This window comes from Streptomyces marispadix (genome assembly GCF_022524345.1).
Taxonomy (GTDB): Bacteria; Actinomycetota; Actinomycetes; order Streptomycetales; family Streptomycetaceae; genus Streptomyces; species Streptomyces marispadix.
This window is the reverse complement of the sequence record NZ_JAKWJU010000002.1, coordinates 4,506,510-4,522,284: the sequence shown is the minus strand read 5'-3', so window position 1 is coordinate 4,522,284 and position 15,775 is coordinate 4,506,510. Positions and strand designations below refer to the sequence as shown.

17 protein-coding genes are annotated in these 15,775 nt (G+C 71.0%); 8 read left to right on the top strand and 9 right to left on the bottom strand.

Annotated features, from left to right (window positions below):
* Nucleotides 1–57: 57 nt before the first annotated feature.
* Complete coding sequence (locus MMA15_RS19040) at nucleotides 58–705, bottom strand: suppressor of fused domain protein (protein ID WP_241061357.1); 648 nt, start codon at nucleotides 703–705, stop codon at nucleotides 58–60.
* A gap of 584 nt (nucleotides 706–1,289) precedes the next feature.
* Here MMA15_RS19040 and MMA15_RS19035 point away from each other — a divergent pair.
* Together MMA15_RS19035 and MMA15_RS19030 are read left to right on the top strand one after the other, a co-directional pair.
* Complete coding sequence (locus tag MMA15_RS19035; protein WP_241061355.1) at nucleotides 1,290–2,405, top strand: magnesium and cobalt transport protein CorA; 1,116 nt, start codon at nucleotides 1,290–1,292, stop codon at nucleotides 2,403–2,405.
* A gap of 105 nt (nucleotides 2,406–2,510) precedes the next feature.
* A complete protein-coding gene (locus MMA15_RS19030; protein WP_241061353.1) occupies nucleotides 2,511–3,041 on the top strand; it encodes a hypothetical protein in 531 nt (176 codons plus the stop codon).
* Between the two features lie 74 nt (nucleotides 3,042–3,115).
* Here MMA15_RS19030 and MMA15_RS19025 read toward each other — a convergent pair whose 3' ends face one another.
* A complete protein-coding gene (locus MMA15_RS19025; protein ID WP_241061351.1) occupies nucleotides 3,116–3,790 on the bottom strand; it encodes a hypothetical protein in 675 nt (224 codons plus the stop codon).
* 265 nt (nucleotides 3,791–4,055) lie between these two features.
* Here MMA15_RS19025 and MMA15_RS19020 point away from each other — a divergent pair, with 265 nt between their 5' ends.
* The 3 genes from MMA15_RS19020 (at nucleotide 4,056) to MMA15_RS19010 (ending at nucleotide 7,388) form a co-directional block, all read left to right on the top strand.
* Entirely contained in the window at nucleotides 4,056–5,399 is a 1,344-nt protein-coding gene (locus tag MMA15_RS19020; RefSeq protein ID WP_241061349.1) for a magnesium transporter MgtE N-terminal domain-containing protein, read from the top strand.
* A 76-nt stretch (nucleotides 5,400–5,475) separates the two neighbouring features.
* Complete coding sequence (locus MMA15_RS19015; RefSeq protein ID WP_372498359.1) at nucleotides 5,476–6,066, top strand: DUF1003 domain-containing protein; 591 nt, start codon at nucleotides 5,476–5,478, stop codon at nucleotides 6,064–6,066.
* A gap of 134 nt (nucleotides 6,067–6,200) precedes the next feature.
* Entirely contained in the window at nucleotides 6,201–7,388 is a 1,188-nt protein-coding gene (locus tag MMA15_RS19010; protein ID WP_241061345.1) for an Mrp/NBP35 family ATP-binding protein, read from the top strand.
* 164 nt (nucleotides 7,389–7,552) lie between these two features.
* On the opposite strand, the gene MMA15_RS19005 is transcribed toward MMA15_RS19010, so the two are convergent.
* The 4 genes from MMA15_RS19005 to sigE form a co-directional block, all read right to left on the bottom strand.
* Entirely contained in the window at nucleotides 7,553–8,206 is a 654-nt protein-coding gene (locus tag MMA15_RS19005) for a hypothetical protein (RefSeq protein ID WP_241061343.1), read from the bottom strand.
* Nucleotides 8,207–8,423: 217 nt separating this feature from the next.
* Nucleotides 8,424–8,915, bottom strand: a complete 492-nt coding sequence (locus tag MMA15_RS19000; RefSeq protein WP_241061341.1) for a sec-independent translocase — start codon at nucleotides 8,913–8,915, stop codon at nucleotides 8,424–8,426.
* Between the two features lie 299 nt (nucleotides 8,916–9,214).
* Nucleotides 9,215–10,216 carry an anti-sigma factor family protein gene (locus MMA15_RS18995; RefSeq protein ID WP_241063293.1) on the bottom strand — a complete coding sequence of 334 codons (1,002 nt, stop codon included), beginning with the start codon at nucleotides 10,214–10,216 and terminating at the stop codon, nucleotides 9,215–9,217.
* A gap of 11 nt (nucleotides 10,217–10,227) precedes the next feature.
* On the bottom strand, nucleotides 10,228–11,001 hold the full coding sequence (gene sigE / locus MMA15_RS18990; RefSeq protein ID WP_241061339.1) for an RNA polymerase sigma factor SigE: 774 nt from the start codon (nucleotides 10,999–11,001) through the stop codon (nucleotides 10,228–10,230).
* 170 nt (nucleotides 11,002–11,171) lie between these two features.
* Here sigE and MMA15_RS18985 point away from each other — a divergent pair, with 170 nt between their 5' ends.
* Nucleotides 11,172–11,858: an O-methyltransferase gene (locus tag MMA15_RS18985; protein ID WP_241061337.1), complete on the top strand. Its 687-nt coding sequence runs from the start codon at nucleotides 11,172–11,174 to the stop codon at nucleotides 11,856–11,858.
* A gap of 300 nt (nucleotides 11,859–12,158) precedes the next feature.
* On the opposite strand, the gene MMA15_RS18980 is transcribed toward MMA15_RS18985, so the two are convergent.
* The gene (locus MMA15_RS18980; protein ID WP_016469583.1) at nucleotides 12,159–12,326 is read right to left on the bottom strand and encodes a DUF3117 domain-containing protein; all 168 of its coding nucleotides are present in this window, start codon (nucleotides 12,324–12,326) and stop codon (nucleotides 12,159–12,161) included.
* Nucleotides 12,327–12,647: 321 nt separating this feature from the next.
* Between MMA15_RS18980 and MMA15_RS18975 the strand changes: the two genes are divergently transcribed.
* A complete protein-coding gene (locus MMA15_RS18975) occupies nucleotides 12,648–13,436 on the top strand; it encodes an enoyl-CoA hydratase-related protein (RefSeq protein WP_241061335.1) in 789 nt (262 codons plus the stop codon).
* A gap of 58 nt (nucleotides 13,437–13,494) precedes the next feature.
* On the opposite strand, the gene MMA15_RS18970 is transcribed toward MMA15_RS18975, so the two are convergent.
* Both MMA15_RS18970 and MMA15_RS18965 read right to left on the bottom strand, forming a co-directional pair.
* Nucleotides 13,495–14,100: a DNA-3-methyladenine glycosylase I gene (locus tag MMA15_RS18970; RefSeq protein WP_241061333.1), complete on the bottom strand. Its 606-nt coding sequence runs from the start codon at nucleotides 14,098–14,100 to the stop codon at nucleotides 13,495–13,497.
* Nucleotides 14,090–14,671 (bottom strand): DivIVA domain-containing protein, encoded by a 582-nt coding sequence (locus MMA15_RS18965; protein WP_241063292.1) that lies wholly within the window; start codon nucleotides 14,669–14,671, stop codon nucleotides 14,090–14,092. Before MMA15_RS18965 ends, MMA15_RS18970 begins: the two co-directional genes overlap by 11 nt.
* A gap of 204 nt (nucleotides 14,672–14,875) precedes the next feature.
* Here MMA15_RS18965 and folP point away from each other — a divergent pair, with 204 nt between their 5' ends.
* Nucleotides 14,876–15,745 carry a dihydropteroate synthase gene (gene folP, locus MMA15_RS18960; protein WP_241063291.1) on the top strand — a complete coding sequence of 290 codons (870 nt, stop codon included), beginning with the start codon at nucleotides 14,876–14,878 and terminating at the stop codon, nucleotides 15,743–15,745.
* The last annotated feature ends 30 nt before the right edge of the window (nucleotides 15,746–15,775 follow it).

Genomic DNA, 15,775 nt, shown 5'->3' with positions numbered 1-15,775 from the left:
CGGTGGCTCCCGCGTCAAGGACGATCACCTCGCTCCGGCCACCGGCAGGCCCGTCGCTCAGTCATCCAGGGGCACCGCCCGGCGCAGCGGGTCGCGCAGGTCGGTGCCGTGCCGCAGCCAGCGCTCCTGAAGGGCCTCGGCGCCGTGTGCCCGCTTCCATGCCGCCTCGTTGGGCGTCATCGGCAGCAGTGGCAGAAAACGCACCGGTTCCAGCAGGGCGTCCAGCTCCAAGTCCTCGACGAGACCGCCCGGTTCGGCCACGAGTACGGACGTGAAGGGCGCGCCGGGCCACAGCGGCTCGCCTACGTCCAGCGAGGCGCCCGGCGCGACGACGACGCCTTCGACCTGCGGGGAGGCCGCGAGCACGGCCAGTGGACGCAGCACCTTGTCGGTCTCCGCGGCTCCCGCCCTTACGGACAGCAGCAGTTCGGCACGCGGGCCGCGGCCGGGGTCGGCGAGGGCGGCGGCGGGATCGGTCATCGGAGCGGCGGACATTCCGAGCGTGGCGTACCGCACGACGGCACCGCTGCCGCTGCCGTCGCCGCTGCCTTCGCCGTTGACGCCGCCCCCGTTGTCCCCGCCGGCGTCGACGAAGCGCAGCACCTCGATGCGTTCGGTGCCGAGGAACGTCACCGAGGCCCGTGCGTCCGGCTCGCCCAGCGCCGAACGCAGGCGCGCCTCCACCAGTTCCGATACGTCAGCCATGACGCGAGCATAGATCGGCGCGTATCGGCCGGTATCGGCCCCGGGGCGGCGAGGAACCGCGCGAGCAGCACGAGGCATCTCTCAAGGAAAGGCGTGGGAAATCACGTAAGGAGGAGGCAAAGAGATGCGCCTGACGGCACGAACGGACACGGCACCGCCTGACCGGTGTTACCGTTGGCTGCTGGTCAGGCATGCGAATCGTCCCCCGCAGGGGACCGGCCGGAGGAGGTGGGACTGACATGGATCCGAGTCGACCGTGCAGTACCAACTGCTCTTCCGTCGCAAGGCCGCGTCCCCGCTCCTGAGCGCCCTACTCCCCACAGGTTTCGACAGTGAAACCTCGCCGGGGGAAGCTTTTTCCGGGCTGTTCTCCGCGGGTTCCAACAGGGCGCAGAGAGTCGGAAGAGCGCAGAGCTTCGCTCCACCCCGTCCGACAGCGAACCGATGAACGCCGTCGCGACCGGCACCGAGCGGTACCCGCTTTGCAGACCTCCGGCCGCCGAACACCGCGTCCACGAACCGTAGGTCCACATTCCGGGCAGCGCTGGGCCGGGCCGCGCCACGGCACCGACAAGGAGCCCAGCATGTCGATGATCAAAGACCTGCGCGCCGCCGTCCGCCCGTCCCTGCGCAAGGGGGGCCGCTCGGCTTACCCGTACGAGAACACCCGTACCGCCGCGGAAGGCACCGCAGTCGTGGACTGCGCCGTCTACCGCGACGGGCAGCGCGTCGACGCCCGCATGACACCCGACGAGGCGCTGCGGCGCGTACGGGCAAGCGGCGGGCGGGAGTTCGTGTGGATCGGACTGCACGAGCCGACGGAGCGGGAGTTCTCCGGAATCGCCACGGAGTACGGACTGCACCCGCTGGCCGTCGAGGACGCGGTGCAGGCACACCAGCGCCCGAAGCTGGAGCGTTACGACGACAGCGTGTTCACCGTCTTCAAGACCATCCACTACGTGGAGCACGCCGAACTGACCGCCACCAGCGAGGTGGTGGAGACCGGCGAGGTGATGTGCTTCACCGGCCGGGACTACATCATCACGGTGCGGCACGGCGGCCAGGGTTCGCTGCGCGCGCTGCGCCACCGCATGGAGGACGACGCCGAACTGCTCTCCAAGGGCCCGTCGGTGGTGCTGCACGCCATCGCCGACCAGACGGTCGACGGCTATCTCGCGGTGGCCGACGCGGTGCAGGACGACATCGACGAGGTGGAGATCGAGGTCTTCTCCAACACCACGGGCAACGCGCGGCGCGGCGGCGACGCGGGCCGCATCTACCAACTCAAGCGCGAGGTGCTGGAGTTCAAGCGCGCCGTCTCTCCGCTGCTGCGGCCGATGCAGCTCGTGAGCGAGCGGCCGATGCAGGTCATCGACCCGGAGATCCAGAAGTACTTCCGCGATGTGGCCGACCACTTGACGCGGGTCAACGAGCAGGTCCTGGGCTTCGACGACCTCCTCAACTCCATCCTCCAGGCCAATCTCGCGCAGGCGACCGTCGCGCAGAACGAGGACATGCGCAAGATCACGTCCTGGGCGGCGATCTTCGCGGTCCCGACGATGATCGCGGGCATCTACGGGATGAACTTCAAGTACATGCCTGAACTGGGCTGGAAATACGGCTATCCGACGGTGATGGCCGTCACGGTCACCATCTGTGTCGCCATCTACCGCGGCTTCAAGAGGAACGGGTGGCTCTGAAGGGCGACATCTGCGCCCGTGGTTGACGATGATCGTTGACGTCCGGCGGCAACAGGCAGGCACGTCACCGCCTGTCCGCCGGGCGTCTCCCGGTAGCCTGCGCACATGACGCTGCTCGACCAGGCCCTCATCGAGGAGGCCAGCAAGAAGTCCGGCCTCATCTGGGTGCGCGGCCCCGAGGGCCCCTCCCGTGCCCTGTGGCATGTATGGCACGACGGCGCCGTGTGCGTCGTCGGCGGCGGCGAGCTCGAACAGCCCCTGGACGACCTGGGGTTGACGGACGGCGGCACCGCCACCGTCAGCGTGCGCAGCAAGGACAAGGGCGGCCGCCTGGTGGTCTGGCCCGCCCGCGTAACCGAGTTGGAGCCGCGGGGCGGGCGCTGGGAGACGACCGTAGGCGAGCTGCGCGGCAAGCGCCTCAACGCCCCGGACTTCACCACGATCGCGGACCGCTGGGCACGCGAGTGCCGCGTGCTGAGGCTGGAGCCCGCGGGCGCGCCCCTCCAGAAACCGGGCGCGATGCCGGACGACCCGCAGGCGGCGGTGCCCGTGCCGACGCCCGCGACGACCCGGCGCCGCATCCCGGCGGGCCTGCCGAGGCTCCTCTTCCGCAGGCGCCGCGAGCACGGCGCGTAATCCAGCGGAGACCGGCACCGCTCGGCCGGGCCTCACAGCGCCAGGCCTCGGGGCCCGGGCCCCGAGGCCTGGGCTCAGCCCTTGTCCGCGAAGATCTTCTTCCCGTAGTCCACGACCTGCTGCTTCGCCGGCGGCTTCAACGCGAAGTCCTTGTTCCAGTCGTCGAGTTCGAGGGTGCCGGCGCCGCCCGCGCGCTCGATGCGCAGCGGATACGGAGTGCCGAGCAGCGAGACGTCGACGATCCCGCCGCTGCCGCCGCCCGCCTGTACTCGTACCGTCCTGACGCCGCCGACCTCGCCGCGGTCGCCGGTCTCCCGCTCGCCGCTCAGCACCATCAGCCCCTCCAGCAGCACACGCATGTCGGCGAAGCCGCTGAGCTGCCTGTACGCAGGGTCGCCCGAGGGCACCTTCACGAACTTGCCGTCCAGCTTGCCCGCCGCCTGCACGTCGGACTTGGAGGGCCGCTTGCCGCCCTTGCCCTGCCGTGCCCAGAAACCGGCGTCGGCCTTGAGGAACAGCTCCTTTCCGACGCGCAGCAGCCAGAACGTCGAACCGCCCTTCGCCGCGACCTTGCCCATGGCTCCGTCGCGCTTGAGGTGCATGTTCAGCTCGTACGTACGGCCCTTGCTGACGACGGAGCCGGACAGCTTCACCGAGCGGGCGCTCTCGGCGGCGGTACGTGCCTTCTTCTCGATCTTGGCCGCGGAGAGCTTGCCGACCCCGTTGGTGCCTTCGTCGGGATCGCTCATCCCGCAAGCGGCCAGTGCAATGCCGAGTCCCACGCAGACGGCCCCCCTGAGGACCGTGCTTCCTCCTGTGCGGGCGCGTCCAACCACGTCGGCAACCTCCTGGAGATCGAGCCGGGGAACCGCACCCTACCGGGGCCACGGGCAGGGTCCGGACGGCAGCCGTCCGGACCATCGCGCACGGTCCGACGAGGCGGGACCAGGCTAGGCTGAAGGCGGCAAAGGGTGTGTATGCACCGAAGCGCGGACGTACGAGGAGGCCCGACCGATGGCCGCAGGCGCGTCCCGGGTCTTCGTCTCGCACCTGTCGGGCATCGCCGTGTTCGATCCCAACGGCGACCAGGTGGGCCGGGTGCGCGACGTCGTCGTGATGCTGCGCGGCCAGCCCGTCCCCGGGGCGGGCGACCGCCCGCGCGGCGAACGGCCGCCGAGCGTGCTCGGTCTCGTCGTCGAAGTGGTCAGCAGGCGGCGGGTGTTCCTGCCGATGACGCGGGTCACGGGCGTCGAGTCGGGCCAGGTCATCACCACCGGCGTGGTGAACATGCGCCGTTTCGAACAGCGCCCCGCGGAGACGCTCGTACTGGGTGAGCTGCTGGACCGTCAGGTGACCCTGGTGGAGACCGGTGAGCAGGTCACCGTGCTCGACGTGGGCATCCAGCAGCTCCCGTCGCGGCGCGACTGGCAGATCGACAAGGTCTTCGTACGGCGCGGGCGCCGCGGCAAGACCGGCGCGCTACGGCGTCGCGGCGAGACGCTGACCGTCGAGTGGTCGGCCGTGACCGGCTTCTCACTGGAGGAGAAGGAGCAGGGCGCCGCGACGCTGCTGTCCACCTTCGAACGCATGCGCCCCGCGGACATCGCCAACACCGTCCACCACCTCTCCCCGAAGCGCCGCATGGAGGTCGCGGCGGCGCTCGACGACGACCGGCTCGCCGACGTACTGGAGGAGCTGCCCACCGACGACCAGGTCGAACTCCTCGACGAGCTGGCCGACGAGCGCGCCGCCGACGTGCTGGAGGCCATGGACCCGGACGACGCCGCCGACCTGCTCTCCGAACTCGCCGAGGGAGACAAGGAGCGGCTGCTCCAGCTCATGCGGCCCCAGGACGCGGCGCCCGTACGGCGGTTGCTGTCCTACGAGGAGGGCACGGCCGGGAACATGATGACCACGGAGCCCATCGTGCTCCAGCCCGACGACACCGTGGCCCTGGCGCTGGCGCGGGTGCGCAACGCCGACCTGCCCGCACCGCTGGCCGCGCAGGTCTTCGTCTGCCGCCCGCCCGACGAGACGCCCACCGGCAAGTATCTGGGCGTCGTCCACTTCCAACGGCTGCTGCGGGACCCGCCGTTCACCCTCGTCGCCTCGATCGTCGACACGGATCTGCGGCCGCTGCCGCCGGAGACCACGCTGCCCGCGGTCAGCAGCTATCTCGCCACGTACAACATCGTGGCGGCACCGGTCGTCGACGAGGGCGGGCATCTGCTGGGCGCCGTCACCGTCGACGACGTACTGGACCATCTGCTGCCGGACGACTGGCGGGAGGAGGCCGCCCAGCGGCTGCCCTCCGCCGGCGGTCCGCGTACGGAGGGGGTCGTACGGCATGGCGGCTGAACGGGACCGGGACCGCATCAGGGACCGCATCAGGGAGATCAGGGACCGCGCCCGCGAACGCGACCTGGAACTGGAGCTGGAACGCGAGAGGGACAGGGACCGCGAACGCGAGGAGGCCCGCGAACGCGAGCGGGAGCGCAGCACACGCGGCCGCCTCGACGTGCCGCGGGCGACGAGGCGCAGGGTGCTCCCCGAGTACGACCCCGAAGCCTTCGGCCGCCTGTCGGAGGAGATCGCACGCTTCCTGGGCACTGGCCGGTTCATCGTCTGGATGACGTTCGTCGTCGCCGTCTGGATCGCCTGGAACGTGCTGCTGCCCGCGCCGCTGCGCTTCGACGAGTACCCCTTCATCTTCCTGACGCTCGCCCTGTCCCTACAGGCGTCGTACGCGGCCCCGTTGATCCTGCTGGCGCAGAACCGCCAGGACGACCGGGACCGGGTCAATCTGGAGCAGGACCGCAGGCAGAACGAACGCAGCATCGCCGACACCGAGTTCCTCACCCGCGAGATCGCCTCGCTGCGTATGGGCCTCGGCGAGGTCGCCACCCGCGACTGGATCCGTTCGGAACTACAGGAACTGGTCAAGGACCTGGAGCAGCAAGGGCGGCAGGAGCGGCCGGCGGAGAGGACGGCCGCCCGCACGGGAGGCCCGCCCGACGGCGGATGAGTGCGCGGCCCGACGGCCGGTGACCGCGGCCCGGCGGCGGTGAGTGCAGGGCCACGCGGGGCGTGAGCGCCGGGTGACGCGCACCGCAGACCCGCGCCTTCGGCCCGCCCGGCGCACGGCCGTACCATTTGCGCATGGCTACCGACACTCCCCCAGAGTCCGTACGGGAGGGGGATCCCTCTGCGACCCCTCCCACCGAGGACGCAGTACGTGCCGCGCTCGCGACGGTCGACGACCCGGAGATCCACCGGCCGATCACCGACCTGGGCATGGTGAAGTCGATCGGCATCGCGCCCGACGGGGCCGTCGATGTGGGGATCTATCTGACGGTCTCCGGGTGTCCGCTGCGGGAGACGATCACCGCGAACGTCACCGAGGCCGTGCAGGGTGTGGCAGGTGTCACACGGGTCTCCGTAGAGCTCGACGTGATGAGCGACGAGCAGCGGCGCGAGCTGGCCGCCTCGCTGCGCGGCGGCAAGGCCGAGCGTGAAGTGCCGTTCGCCCAGCCCGGATCGCTGACCCGCGTCTACTGCGTGGCCTCCGGCAAGGGCGGCGTCGGCAAGTCGTCGGTGACGGTCAACCTGGCCGCGGCGCTGGCCGCCGAGGGCCAGAAGGTGGGCGTGGTCGACGCCGACATCTACGGCCACTCCGTACCGCGGATGCTGGGCACCGACGGCCGTCCCACACAGGTCGAGGACATGATCATGCCGCCGTCGGCACAGGGCGTGAAGGTCATCTCGATCGGGATGTTCACGCCCGGCAACGCCCCGGTCGTCTGGCGCGGCCCGATGCTGCACCGCGCGCTCCAGCAGTTCCTCGCGGACGTCTACTGGGGCGACCTCGACGTGCTGCTGCTCGATCTGCCACCCGGCACGGGCGACATCGCCATCTCGGTCGCACAACTCGTACCCAACGCCGAGATCCTCGTCGTGACCACGCCTCAGCAGGCCGCCGCCGAGGTCGCGGAGCGCGCCGGCTCCATCGCCGTACAGACGCACCAGAAGATCGTCGGCGTCATCGAGAACATGTCCGGCATGCCCTGCCCGCACTGCGACGAGATGGTCGACGTCTTCGGTACGGGCGGCGGGGCACGGGTCGCCGACGGCCTTACGAAGACGACCGGCACCGACGTCCCGGTGCTGGGCGCCGTCCCCATCGATCTGCGCCTGCGCGAGGGCGGCGACGAGGGCAAGCCGGTCGTGCTCAGCGACCCGGACTCGCCCGCCGGTTCGGCACTGCGCGCGGTGGCGGCCAAGATCGGCGCACGGCAGCGCGGCCTGTCCGGAATGTCGCTGGGGCTCACGCCGTCCAACAAGTTCTGACGGCACGCCGATTGTGCGGATGAGGGGCGCTCCGGATCGCTGAATCCGGGGCGCCCCTCGCGTGCTTCACACGGCGCCGTGCACGGGCTTAACACGGCGTCATGCGCGAGCCGTACTACGGACCGAGCCACGGGCCGACTCGGCCGCGATACGGGAACGCGCGGTCACTGCTGATAGCTGGTGATGTCCTTGACGACCGCGAAGCCCAGCCCGTAGGCGCTCATGCCGCGCCCGTAGGCCCCGATGTGCACGCCTTCCTGCGCGGCGCCCGCGAGCACCCACCCGTACTCGGACTCGCGGTAGTGGAAGTCGGTCGGAACGCCGTCCACCGGCAGGGTCAGCGTGGACCATCCCGGGCCGCCCAGGTCGTCGGCCAGCTCCCACGCGACCCCGGTCTGCTGGTCGAGCCAGTCCTGACGCAGCCCGCGCTCCATCTCCTGCGGCCAGGTGCACGACAGCAGACCCGAGCCCGCCAGCCACGCGGCGGTGGACACGGATGTCGCCTCCAGCACGCCGGTGCCGTCCGCGCTGCGCCGCACGGGGCGGCTCGCGACGGTGACGGTGACCGCGAAACGCTGGTTGTCCGGATTCGCCTCGACCTTGAGCGAGGGCACTTCGCCGTGCCCTGTCGAACCGTGCTCGACGGTGCCGTCCGCCGTCGTACCGACCTGCATCAGCCAGCGAGGCCCGTTAAACGCCTCGTCGAGGCCGTACCACGGAAAGGAAGCCGTCAGAAACCCGTCCACAGCCCGCTCGCCACCGGCTTCTCCCGGTGCGGCGGGCCCGGGTTCACCGGCCACCCGACTCGTCGTCTCCATGTGCGCGACGCCTCCTCAATGCCCTGTGCCACGGGCAGCCTGCCCCCCTCGGACGGCGAACCCCGGACACAGGGAGGATAGCCACCCGGGTCCGCCGTTTCGGGCATGACCAAACAACGGCCCTTCATCAGGGACGTGAGATGCGCCTCTCAGGTGACCCGTTTGAAGCGGATGATGCGGGCGTTGCGCATGCGCACGGAGATGTGACCCGAAAGATTCAGGTGGCGTCGGCATCGAACGGCGGCGGATCGTCCTTCGGGCGCTCCCCCGTGCTCTCCTTGCTGAGCGGATCGGCGGAGCCGAGCCCGGTGGCGGTGCCGCCCTTGCTGAGACTGGTACGGCTGCCGCTGCCGCCGCTTCCCGAACCGCGGGCGCCGACGCTCTCGGTGCCGTTCACCGCGTCTGTGACCTCCGCCATATCGTCGCGGAAGTCGAAGGTGTTGCGGATCTCCTTCATGCCCAGGTCGTCGCCGTCGAGCAGATGCTTGCGGGCGAAGGTCTTCGGATTCAGGTCCTCGAACTCGAAGTCCTTGAACTCCGGCCCCAGCTCGGAGCGGATGTCCTCCCTGGCGTTGTCGGAGAACTGGCGGACCTTCCGGATGAAACCGGCCACGTCCTGGATCACCTTGGGCAGCTTCTCCGGCCCGAACACCAGAATCGCGAGGATGACGAGCGCGACCAGCTCTAGGGGTCCTATATCGAAGAACACCTTGCAGCTCCCTCATCCTGATGCGTTCGCGGGCGGCCTACGGCCCCGTCTCACGGTACCCGCAGTGCCCTCCGCGGTGGGAGCCCGCCTTGGCATCCGTACGAAAGGCCGTACGGCTACGGGATCGAGCGGACGGGAGCGCCCCACCAAGGTGCGGTCCCGCCGTCTGCTGTGCGATGCGTGTGCGGTAAGTCTCCCTCGCCCGGCGGGACTTGGGACGGGCGGGGCAGGGACGGTGTGTGCCCCCCGGGGCCCTGGGCCGCTCGCGTCGTCGGGCCCCCGCGGCTGCGGCCACCGGCTCAGCGGCGCGGCGGTGCCGCCGTGGTGACGGGTGAGGGCGGTGGCGTGCTCTTCCGCCAGGCTGAGAATCCGTACGAGCCATGGCCGTAGGAACCCGAGGCGTAAGAGCTGAAGAACGCCTCGCGCAGCAGAGGCAGCGGAGCTCCCGAGCCGGTCCCCGGGCCCTCCTCGGGAGGAGCCGTGGGCGCCGCCCAGGGAGCGCCGCGGTGAAGTCCCATGCCGCGACCCGCCTTCAGTGACGCACCCGCGCTGTCGCCGGACGTGGCGCTCACGCTGAGCACCGTGCCGCTCACCGCGTCCTGGGCGCCGCCGGCGTCACGGCGGCGGCGCTCGCGGTCGCTGCTTCCGCCCGACGCCGCCGAGCGCACGGAACTGGCCGCAGCCGTACCGGAGTCGCCCTTCGCCACGGAGGGCCCGCTCCCGGCGGTGCCGCTCGCGCCCACACCGCCCGCGAGGGCGAGCGCCGCGAGCGATACGGCACCCGCGGCGGCGAAGGCGAAGCGCCTGCCGCGCGACGAGAGCCGCTCGAACTCATGGACACGGAAGCCGCGGCCCGGCGAGAGCAGACTGCCCGCGCGCCCTCCCCGCAACTGGTCGAGGGCCCACACGGAACCGCCGGACTCCGCGTGCGCCGCAGGGTCTGATGTGCGGGCGGGATCGCCGCCCGTGCCCCGGGGGCCGCGCGCCGGGAGGTTCAGCCCGTCGTTCCCCGATGCCATCCCGTCGTACGGGCCGTCTCCCGGGCCGGTGCCCGGCAGGCCCTGAAGGCGCGCCAGCAGACCGTCGGAGGGAGGCGGGGGCGCCGTGTCCGCGAAGACGTTCTTCACTCGGCGCTGTGCGTCCGCCTCCGCCTTGCAGCCCCGGCAGGTAGCCAGATGCGACAGCACACGCTCGCGTGCGTCATGCCCCAGCTCGCCGTCGATCAGCGCGGCAAGCCGGTCGCCGAGATGCTGCTCGGCCGGGGTGAGTTCTCTGTCCTGCTGCGTGGCTCTGCCACCCATGCCTGTGCCACTCACGCGGCACCGACCTCCCCACTCCCCACTGCGGAGGCCGCCGCGCTCAGCGCGCGCTGCTGCTCCGCACGCGCCTCGGGAGAGCGGTGCTGCAACGCCTTGCGAAGCTGCGAGCGCCCCCGGTGGATGCGGCTGCGCACGGTCCCCAGCTTCACGCCGAGCGTGGCGGCGATCTCTTCGTACGACAGTCCCTCGATGTCGCAGAGCACCACCGCGGCACGGAACTCCGGCGCGAGGGTGTCCAGCGCCTGCTGGACGTCGGCGTCGAAGTGGGTGTCGTTGAAGTGCTGCTGCGGCGTGGGCTCACGGCTGGGCAGACGCTCGGCGGCGTCGTCGGCGAGGGCGTCGAAGCGGATGCGCTGCTTACGGCGCACCGTGTCCAGGAAGAGGTTCGTGGTGATGCGGTGCAGCCAGCCCTCGAAAGTCCCCGGCGTGTACGTCGAAAGGGAACGGAAGACGCGGACGAAGACCTCCTGGGTGAGGTCCTCGGCGTCGTGCTGATTGCCGGTGAGGCGGTAGGCGAGGCGGTAGACCCGCGCACTGTGAGTGCTGACGATCTCCTCCCAGGAAGGAGGGGTCCACGCCTGGCTGTCCGCATCGGTGTCGAAAGTCGCCGTGGTCGCGGAATCGGCGGGGCGGACCTGGTCAGCGGTGTCAGTCACGGATTTCGGCTCGTCCGGCGACCTGCGGAAACGACGGAGCATTCCACGATCCCGGACAGCAGCCGCACCTCCCCTGTCGGCTCTGGTGGTGTCCAGTGGAGCACCAACCATAGCCACCTCGCCCGTTAGCTCCGGATAAGCACTTTTGACCGGCTCCCGGTCCAGCTCTTCCTGCTTCACAGCCGTCGCTCGCAATTGCCCGGCACCCCCCTCGCACCTTCCACCCCGTTACAACGCTCGGTCCCATCAGCGGGTTCCCGGGGCAGCGGATACAGTCACCGTTGCGTGGAGGACGGGGACAGGAGAGGGCCATTACCGGCAACCGGCAGTCGAGCTGGGCGTTCGCCGACGCCTACGGCGCCGAACTCGTCGACGACGCCGAGAACACGGCGCTTCGCTGGGCCCGCGAGCGGGCTCAGCAGGCGGGCGTGCGCGCGGTGTCCGCCGCGACCGGTGCCACGCTCCGGCTGCTCGCCGCCACCGCGGGAGCCAAGGCCGTCGCCGAGATCGGTACGGGCACCGGCGTCTCCGGCATCCATCTGATGGCCGGGATGAGACCCGACGGCGTGCTGACCACGGTCGACACCGACCCGGAGTTGCAGCAGTTCGCACGGCAGGCCTTCCGCGCCGCCGGGTTCGCGGGGAACCGCGCACGCTTCATCCCCGGCTCCGCTCTCGACGTACTGCCGCGCCTGGCCGACCGCGGCTACGACCTGGTCTTCTGCGACGGGGACCGCGCGGAGTGCCTGGAGTACTTCGCCGAGGCGCTGCGTCTGCTGCGGCCCGGCGGCCTCGTCTGCTTCGAGGGGGTCTTCGCCAACGGCCGTACGGTCGACTCCGCGGCCCAGCCCGCCGAGGTGCGCAGGCTCCGTGAACTCCTCGGCGCCGTAAGGGAGAGCACGGCGCTCGTGCCGTCGCTGCTGCCCGTGGGGGACGGCCTGCTCTGCGCGGTCAAGCGCGAGGCGTGACGCCGGTACGGCCGGGGCGTCCCGGTCCGGACATCTCCGTAGAACGCCTCCGTGGGACGTCTCCGTAGGACATCTCCTTGGGTCGCCCAGGCAGGAGGTCCCGGTGAGTCGCTTCCGCAAGTCGCCGTCGCAGGACGCCTCTTGAGACGCCGTCGGACCCATGCGGGAAGACGGCTCATCGGAAACACGACTGCCCCGGAGCACGAAGCGTGCTCCGGGGCAGCGGACTCCTGGGCAGTGGAACCCCCACTGACGGCTCGCCGCTCGCTCGCGGCGGGCGGACCGCCCGGCTGCGGAACCTCAGCCGCAGACCTTCTTGAGCTCCTCACCGAGCGCAGTCGCCTCATCCGGGGTCAGCTCGACGACGAGTCGCCCACCGCCTTCGAGCGGAACGCGCATGACGATGCCCCGCCCCTCCTTGGTCACCTCGAGCGGGCCGTCACCCGTCCGCGGCTTCATGGCCGCCATGCTCGTTCCCCTTCCTGAAACCAGCTGATCGCAGCCGACAACGCGCGTGTCACCGGCATCGAACACATTGCTTCACGGCCATTATCCCGCATGGCACGACCCGATGACCAACAAGAGGTCGCATCACTTGTGACTCGCTCTCGCACAAAACCACTCATTCCGTCGAGGAAGCTGCGATACTTCTCCGCTTCGCACCCTGGGTGACTGAACAGCAAGCCTTCCCGAAGGGCCAGTTTCGGCTTCCGCGGGCGCGGCGGCATCCGGGACCGTCCACGCGGGGACGCCCTGTCGGGGCCCGGGGATCTGGGCCATGCTTGGCCCATGTCGGACACCGTGCTCTATGACGTGACCGAGGGTCTTGCGACGGTCACCCTCAACCGCCCCGATGCGATGAACGCTCTCAACAACGAGCTGAAGTCGGCGCTGCGGGACACCCTCCGCCAGGCTGCGGCCGACGATGCCGTACGGGCCGTACTGCTGACCGGCAACGGGCGGGCCTTCTGCGTGGGACAGGACCTCAAGGAACACATCGGGGCGCTCCAGGACGACGGCGGCAACGCCCTCAGCACCGTCGAGGAGCACTACAACCCCATCACGCTCGCCATCGCGGAGATGCCGAAACCGGTCGTGGCCGCGGTGAACGGGGTCGCGGCGGGCGCGGGCGCCGGGTTCGCCTTCGCCGCCGACTACCGGCTGCTCGCCGAGTCCGCCGCGTTCAACACCTCCTTCGCCGGGATCGCACTGACCGCGGACTCGGGGATCTCCTGGACGCTGCCCCGTCTCGTCGGGCCCGGCCGGGCCGCCGATCTGCTGCTCTTCCCGCGCAGCGTGCGCTCCGGGGAGGCGCTGGAGCTGGGTCTGGCCCATCGGGTCGTGGGAGACGGCGAGTTGGCGGAGGAAGCGCTGAAGGTGGCGCGGGAGCTGGCACAGGGACCTACGCGTGCCTACGCCGCGATCAAGGAGTCGCTGGCATACGGCGCCGGCCACTCTCTGGCAGAGACGCTGGAGAAGGAGGCCGAACTACAGGTGCGCGCGGGCGCGTCGAAGGACCATCAGGCGGCGGTCGAGGCGTTCGTGAAAAAGGAGAAGCCGCGCTTCACGGGGCGCTGACGGTCCCCTCGGCAGGCGTCGGGCCCGGGAGCTTCCCGGGCCTGCCGGGCCGCGCCGGTCAGCCGGGACCCGGCCGCATCTCGTCTCGCGCCCAGCAGTCCGCGAGGTGGTCGTTGACCAGGCCGCACGCCTGCATCAGCGCATACGCCGTCGTCGGGCCGACGAAGCGGAAGCCGCGCTTCTTGAGTTCTTTCGCGAGTGCCGTCGACTCCGGTGTCACCGCGGGGATCTCGTCATGCGTACGGGGCGCGGGGCGCCGCTCGGCATCGGGTGCGTACGACCAGATCAGGGAGTCCAGTGCGCCCTCGCCCAGGGACAGCGCGGCCTTCGCGTTGGCGACCGTCGCGCTGATCTTCGCGCGATTGCGGATGATGCCCGGATCGCCGAGCAGCCGCTCCTCGTCGGCCGCAGTGAACGCCGCCACCTTCTCGATGCGGAAACCCGCGAAGGCGGCGCGGAACCCCTCGCGGCGCCGGAGGATCGTCAGCCAGGACAGCCCGGACTGGAACGCCTCCAGGCACAGCCGTTCGTAGAGCGCGTCGTCGCCGTGGACCGGGCGGCCCCACTCGCCGTCGTGGTACGCGACGTAGTCCTCGGCGGACAGCCCCCACGGGCAGCGCAGCGCCCCGTCGGGACCCGGCTTCGCCCCGCCCTCAACGCCCATCGCGGTGCTCCGTCGAATCCCGTACGAACGCTCCCGGGGCGTCCGGCCCCGGTGCTCCCATCGCTCCCGCCGCTCCAGGCCCGTGCCGCACGGACCGCGGCGAGCCCCCCGTCTCCCTCGTCTCGCCCATATCCCCCGGCTCCTCCAACTTTCCGTACCGCCCGCGCAGTTCGCCCTCTGAGCCGGGCGACGGCGGGAGATCGCGAGTGCCCGCCGGGGCGTATCCGGCCGGTTCGCCGCGCGCTATGGCCGCCGCCTGGGCGCCCGCCAGTGCCGACTCCAGCTCGGCGATACGGGCGTCACGCTCGGCCAGCTCCGCACCGAGCCGGTCCAGCACGTCGTCGACCTGCTGCATCCGGTATCCACGGGCGGTGACCGGGAGCCGAAGGGCGTCCACGTCCACCCGGTTCACCGGGCGGTCCGCCGGCAGCGGCTCGTCGAGCTGGTCCGGCGGAGCGTCCGCCAGCCCGCCCGAGACCGCACCGCCGCGCCCGTCGCCTGAGCTGCCCACCACGGCGAGCGTGACCGCGGCGACGACCACGGCGAGCGAGATCAGCAGGAACCAGAACACGAAGGCCAACTCCCCGAGGGCATCTTCTGCGAGAGGCCCTCTCGCAGACGTCCGGATGACTGAGGCTTCCTATGCTCCCTGATCGTGCCACGCCCCACTGACACAACCGACAGGTCTCCGGACGGAGGGCGCTCGGGCGCCCGTTAAGGTCGCCTCCGGGGGAAACGGCACGTGCCGCCCCTTGTGCCGAGCGAGAGGATGGCGATGCTGCGCCTGGGGACACGGGAATTCGGTCCGCACGAGTCGGTGATCATGGCCATCGTCAACCGGACGCCGGACTCCTTCTACGACCGCGGCGCGACCTTCCGCGACGAGCCCGCCCTCGAAAGGGTCGACCAGGCGGTCGCCGAGGGCGCGGCCGTCATCGACATCGGCGGCGTGAAGGCCGGTCCCGGTGACGAGGTGACCGCCGAGGAGGAGGTGCGGCGCACCGTGGGCTTCGTCGCCGAGGTACGCCGACGCCACCCGGATGTCGTGATCAGCGTGGACACCTGGCGGCACGAGGTCGGCGAGGCCGTCTGCGCGGCCGGCGCGGATCTGCTCAACGACGCCTGGGGCGGGGTCGATCCGGCGCTGGCCGAGGTCGCCGCCCGCCACGGCGCGGGGCTGGTGTGCACTCACGCGGGCGGCGCCGAGCCGCGCACCCGCCCGCACCGCGTCAGCTACGACGGTGAGGGCGGCGTCGTAGCGGACATCCTGCGCGTGACGCTCGGGCTGGCCGAGCGCGCGGTCTCACTGGGCGTACGCAGGGACGGCATCCTCATCGACCCCGGGCACGACTTCGGGAAGTCCACCCGGCACTCGCTGGAGGCCACCCGCGAACTGGCGGAGATGGTCGGTACGGGCTGGCCCGTGCTCGTATCGCTGTCCAACAAGGACTTCGTCGGGGAGACGCTGGACAGGCCGGTCGAGGAGCGGCTGACGGGGACGCTCGCCACGACCGCCGTCTCGGCGTGGCTCGGCGCCCGGGTCTACCGGGTGCACGAGGTCGCCGAGACGAAGCAGGTGCTGGACATGGTGGCGTCGATCGCGGGGCACCGGCCGCCCGCGGTGGCGCGGCGGGGGCTCGCCTGAGCGCTCCCTCGTACCCGGCGCATCCGCCGC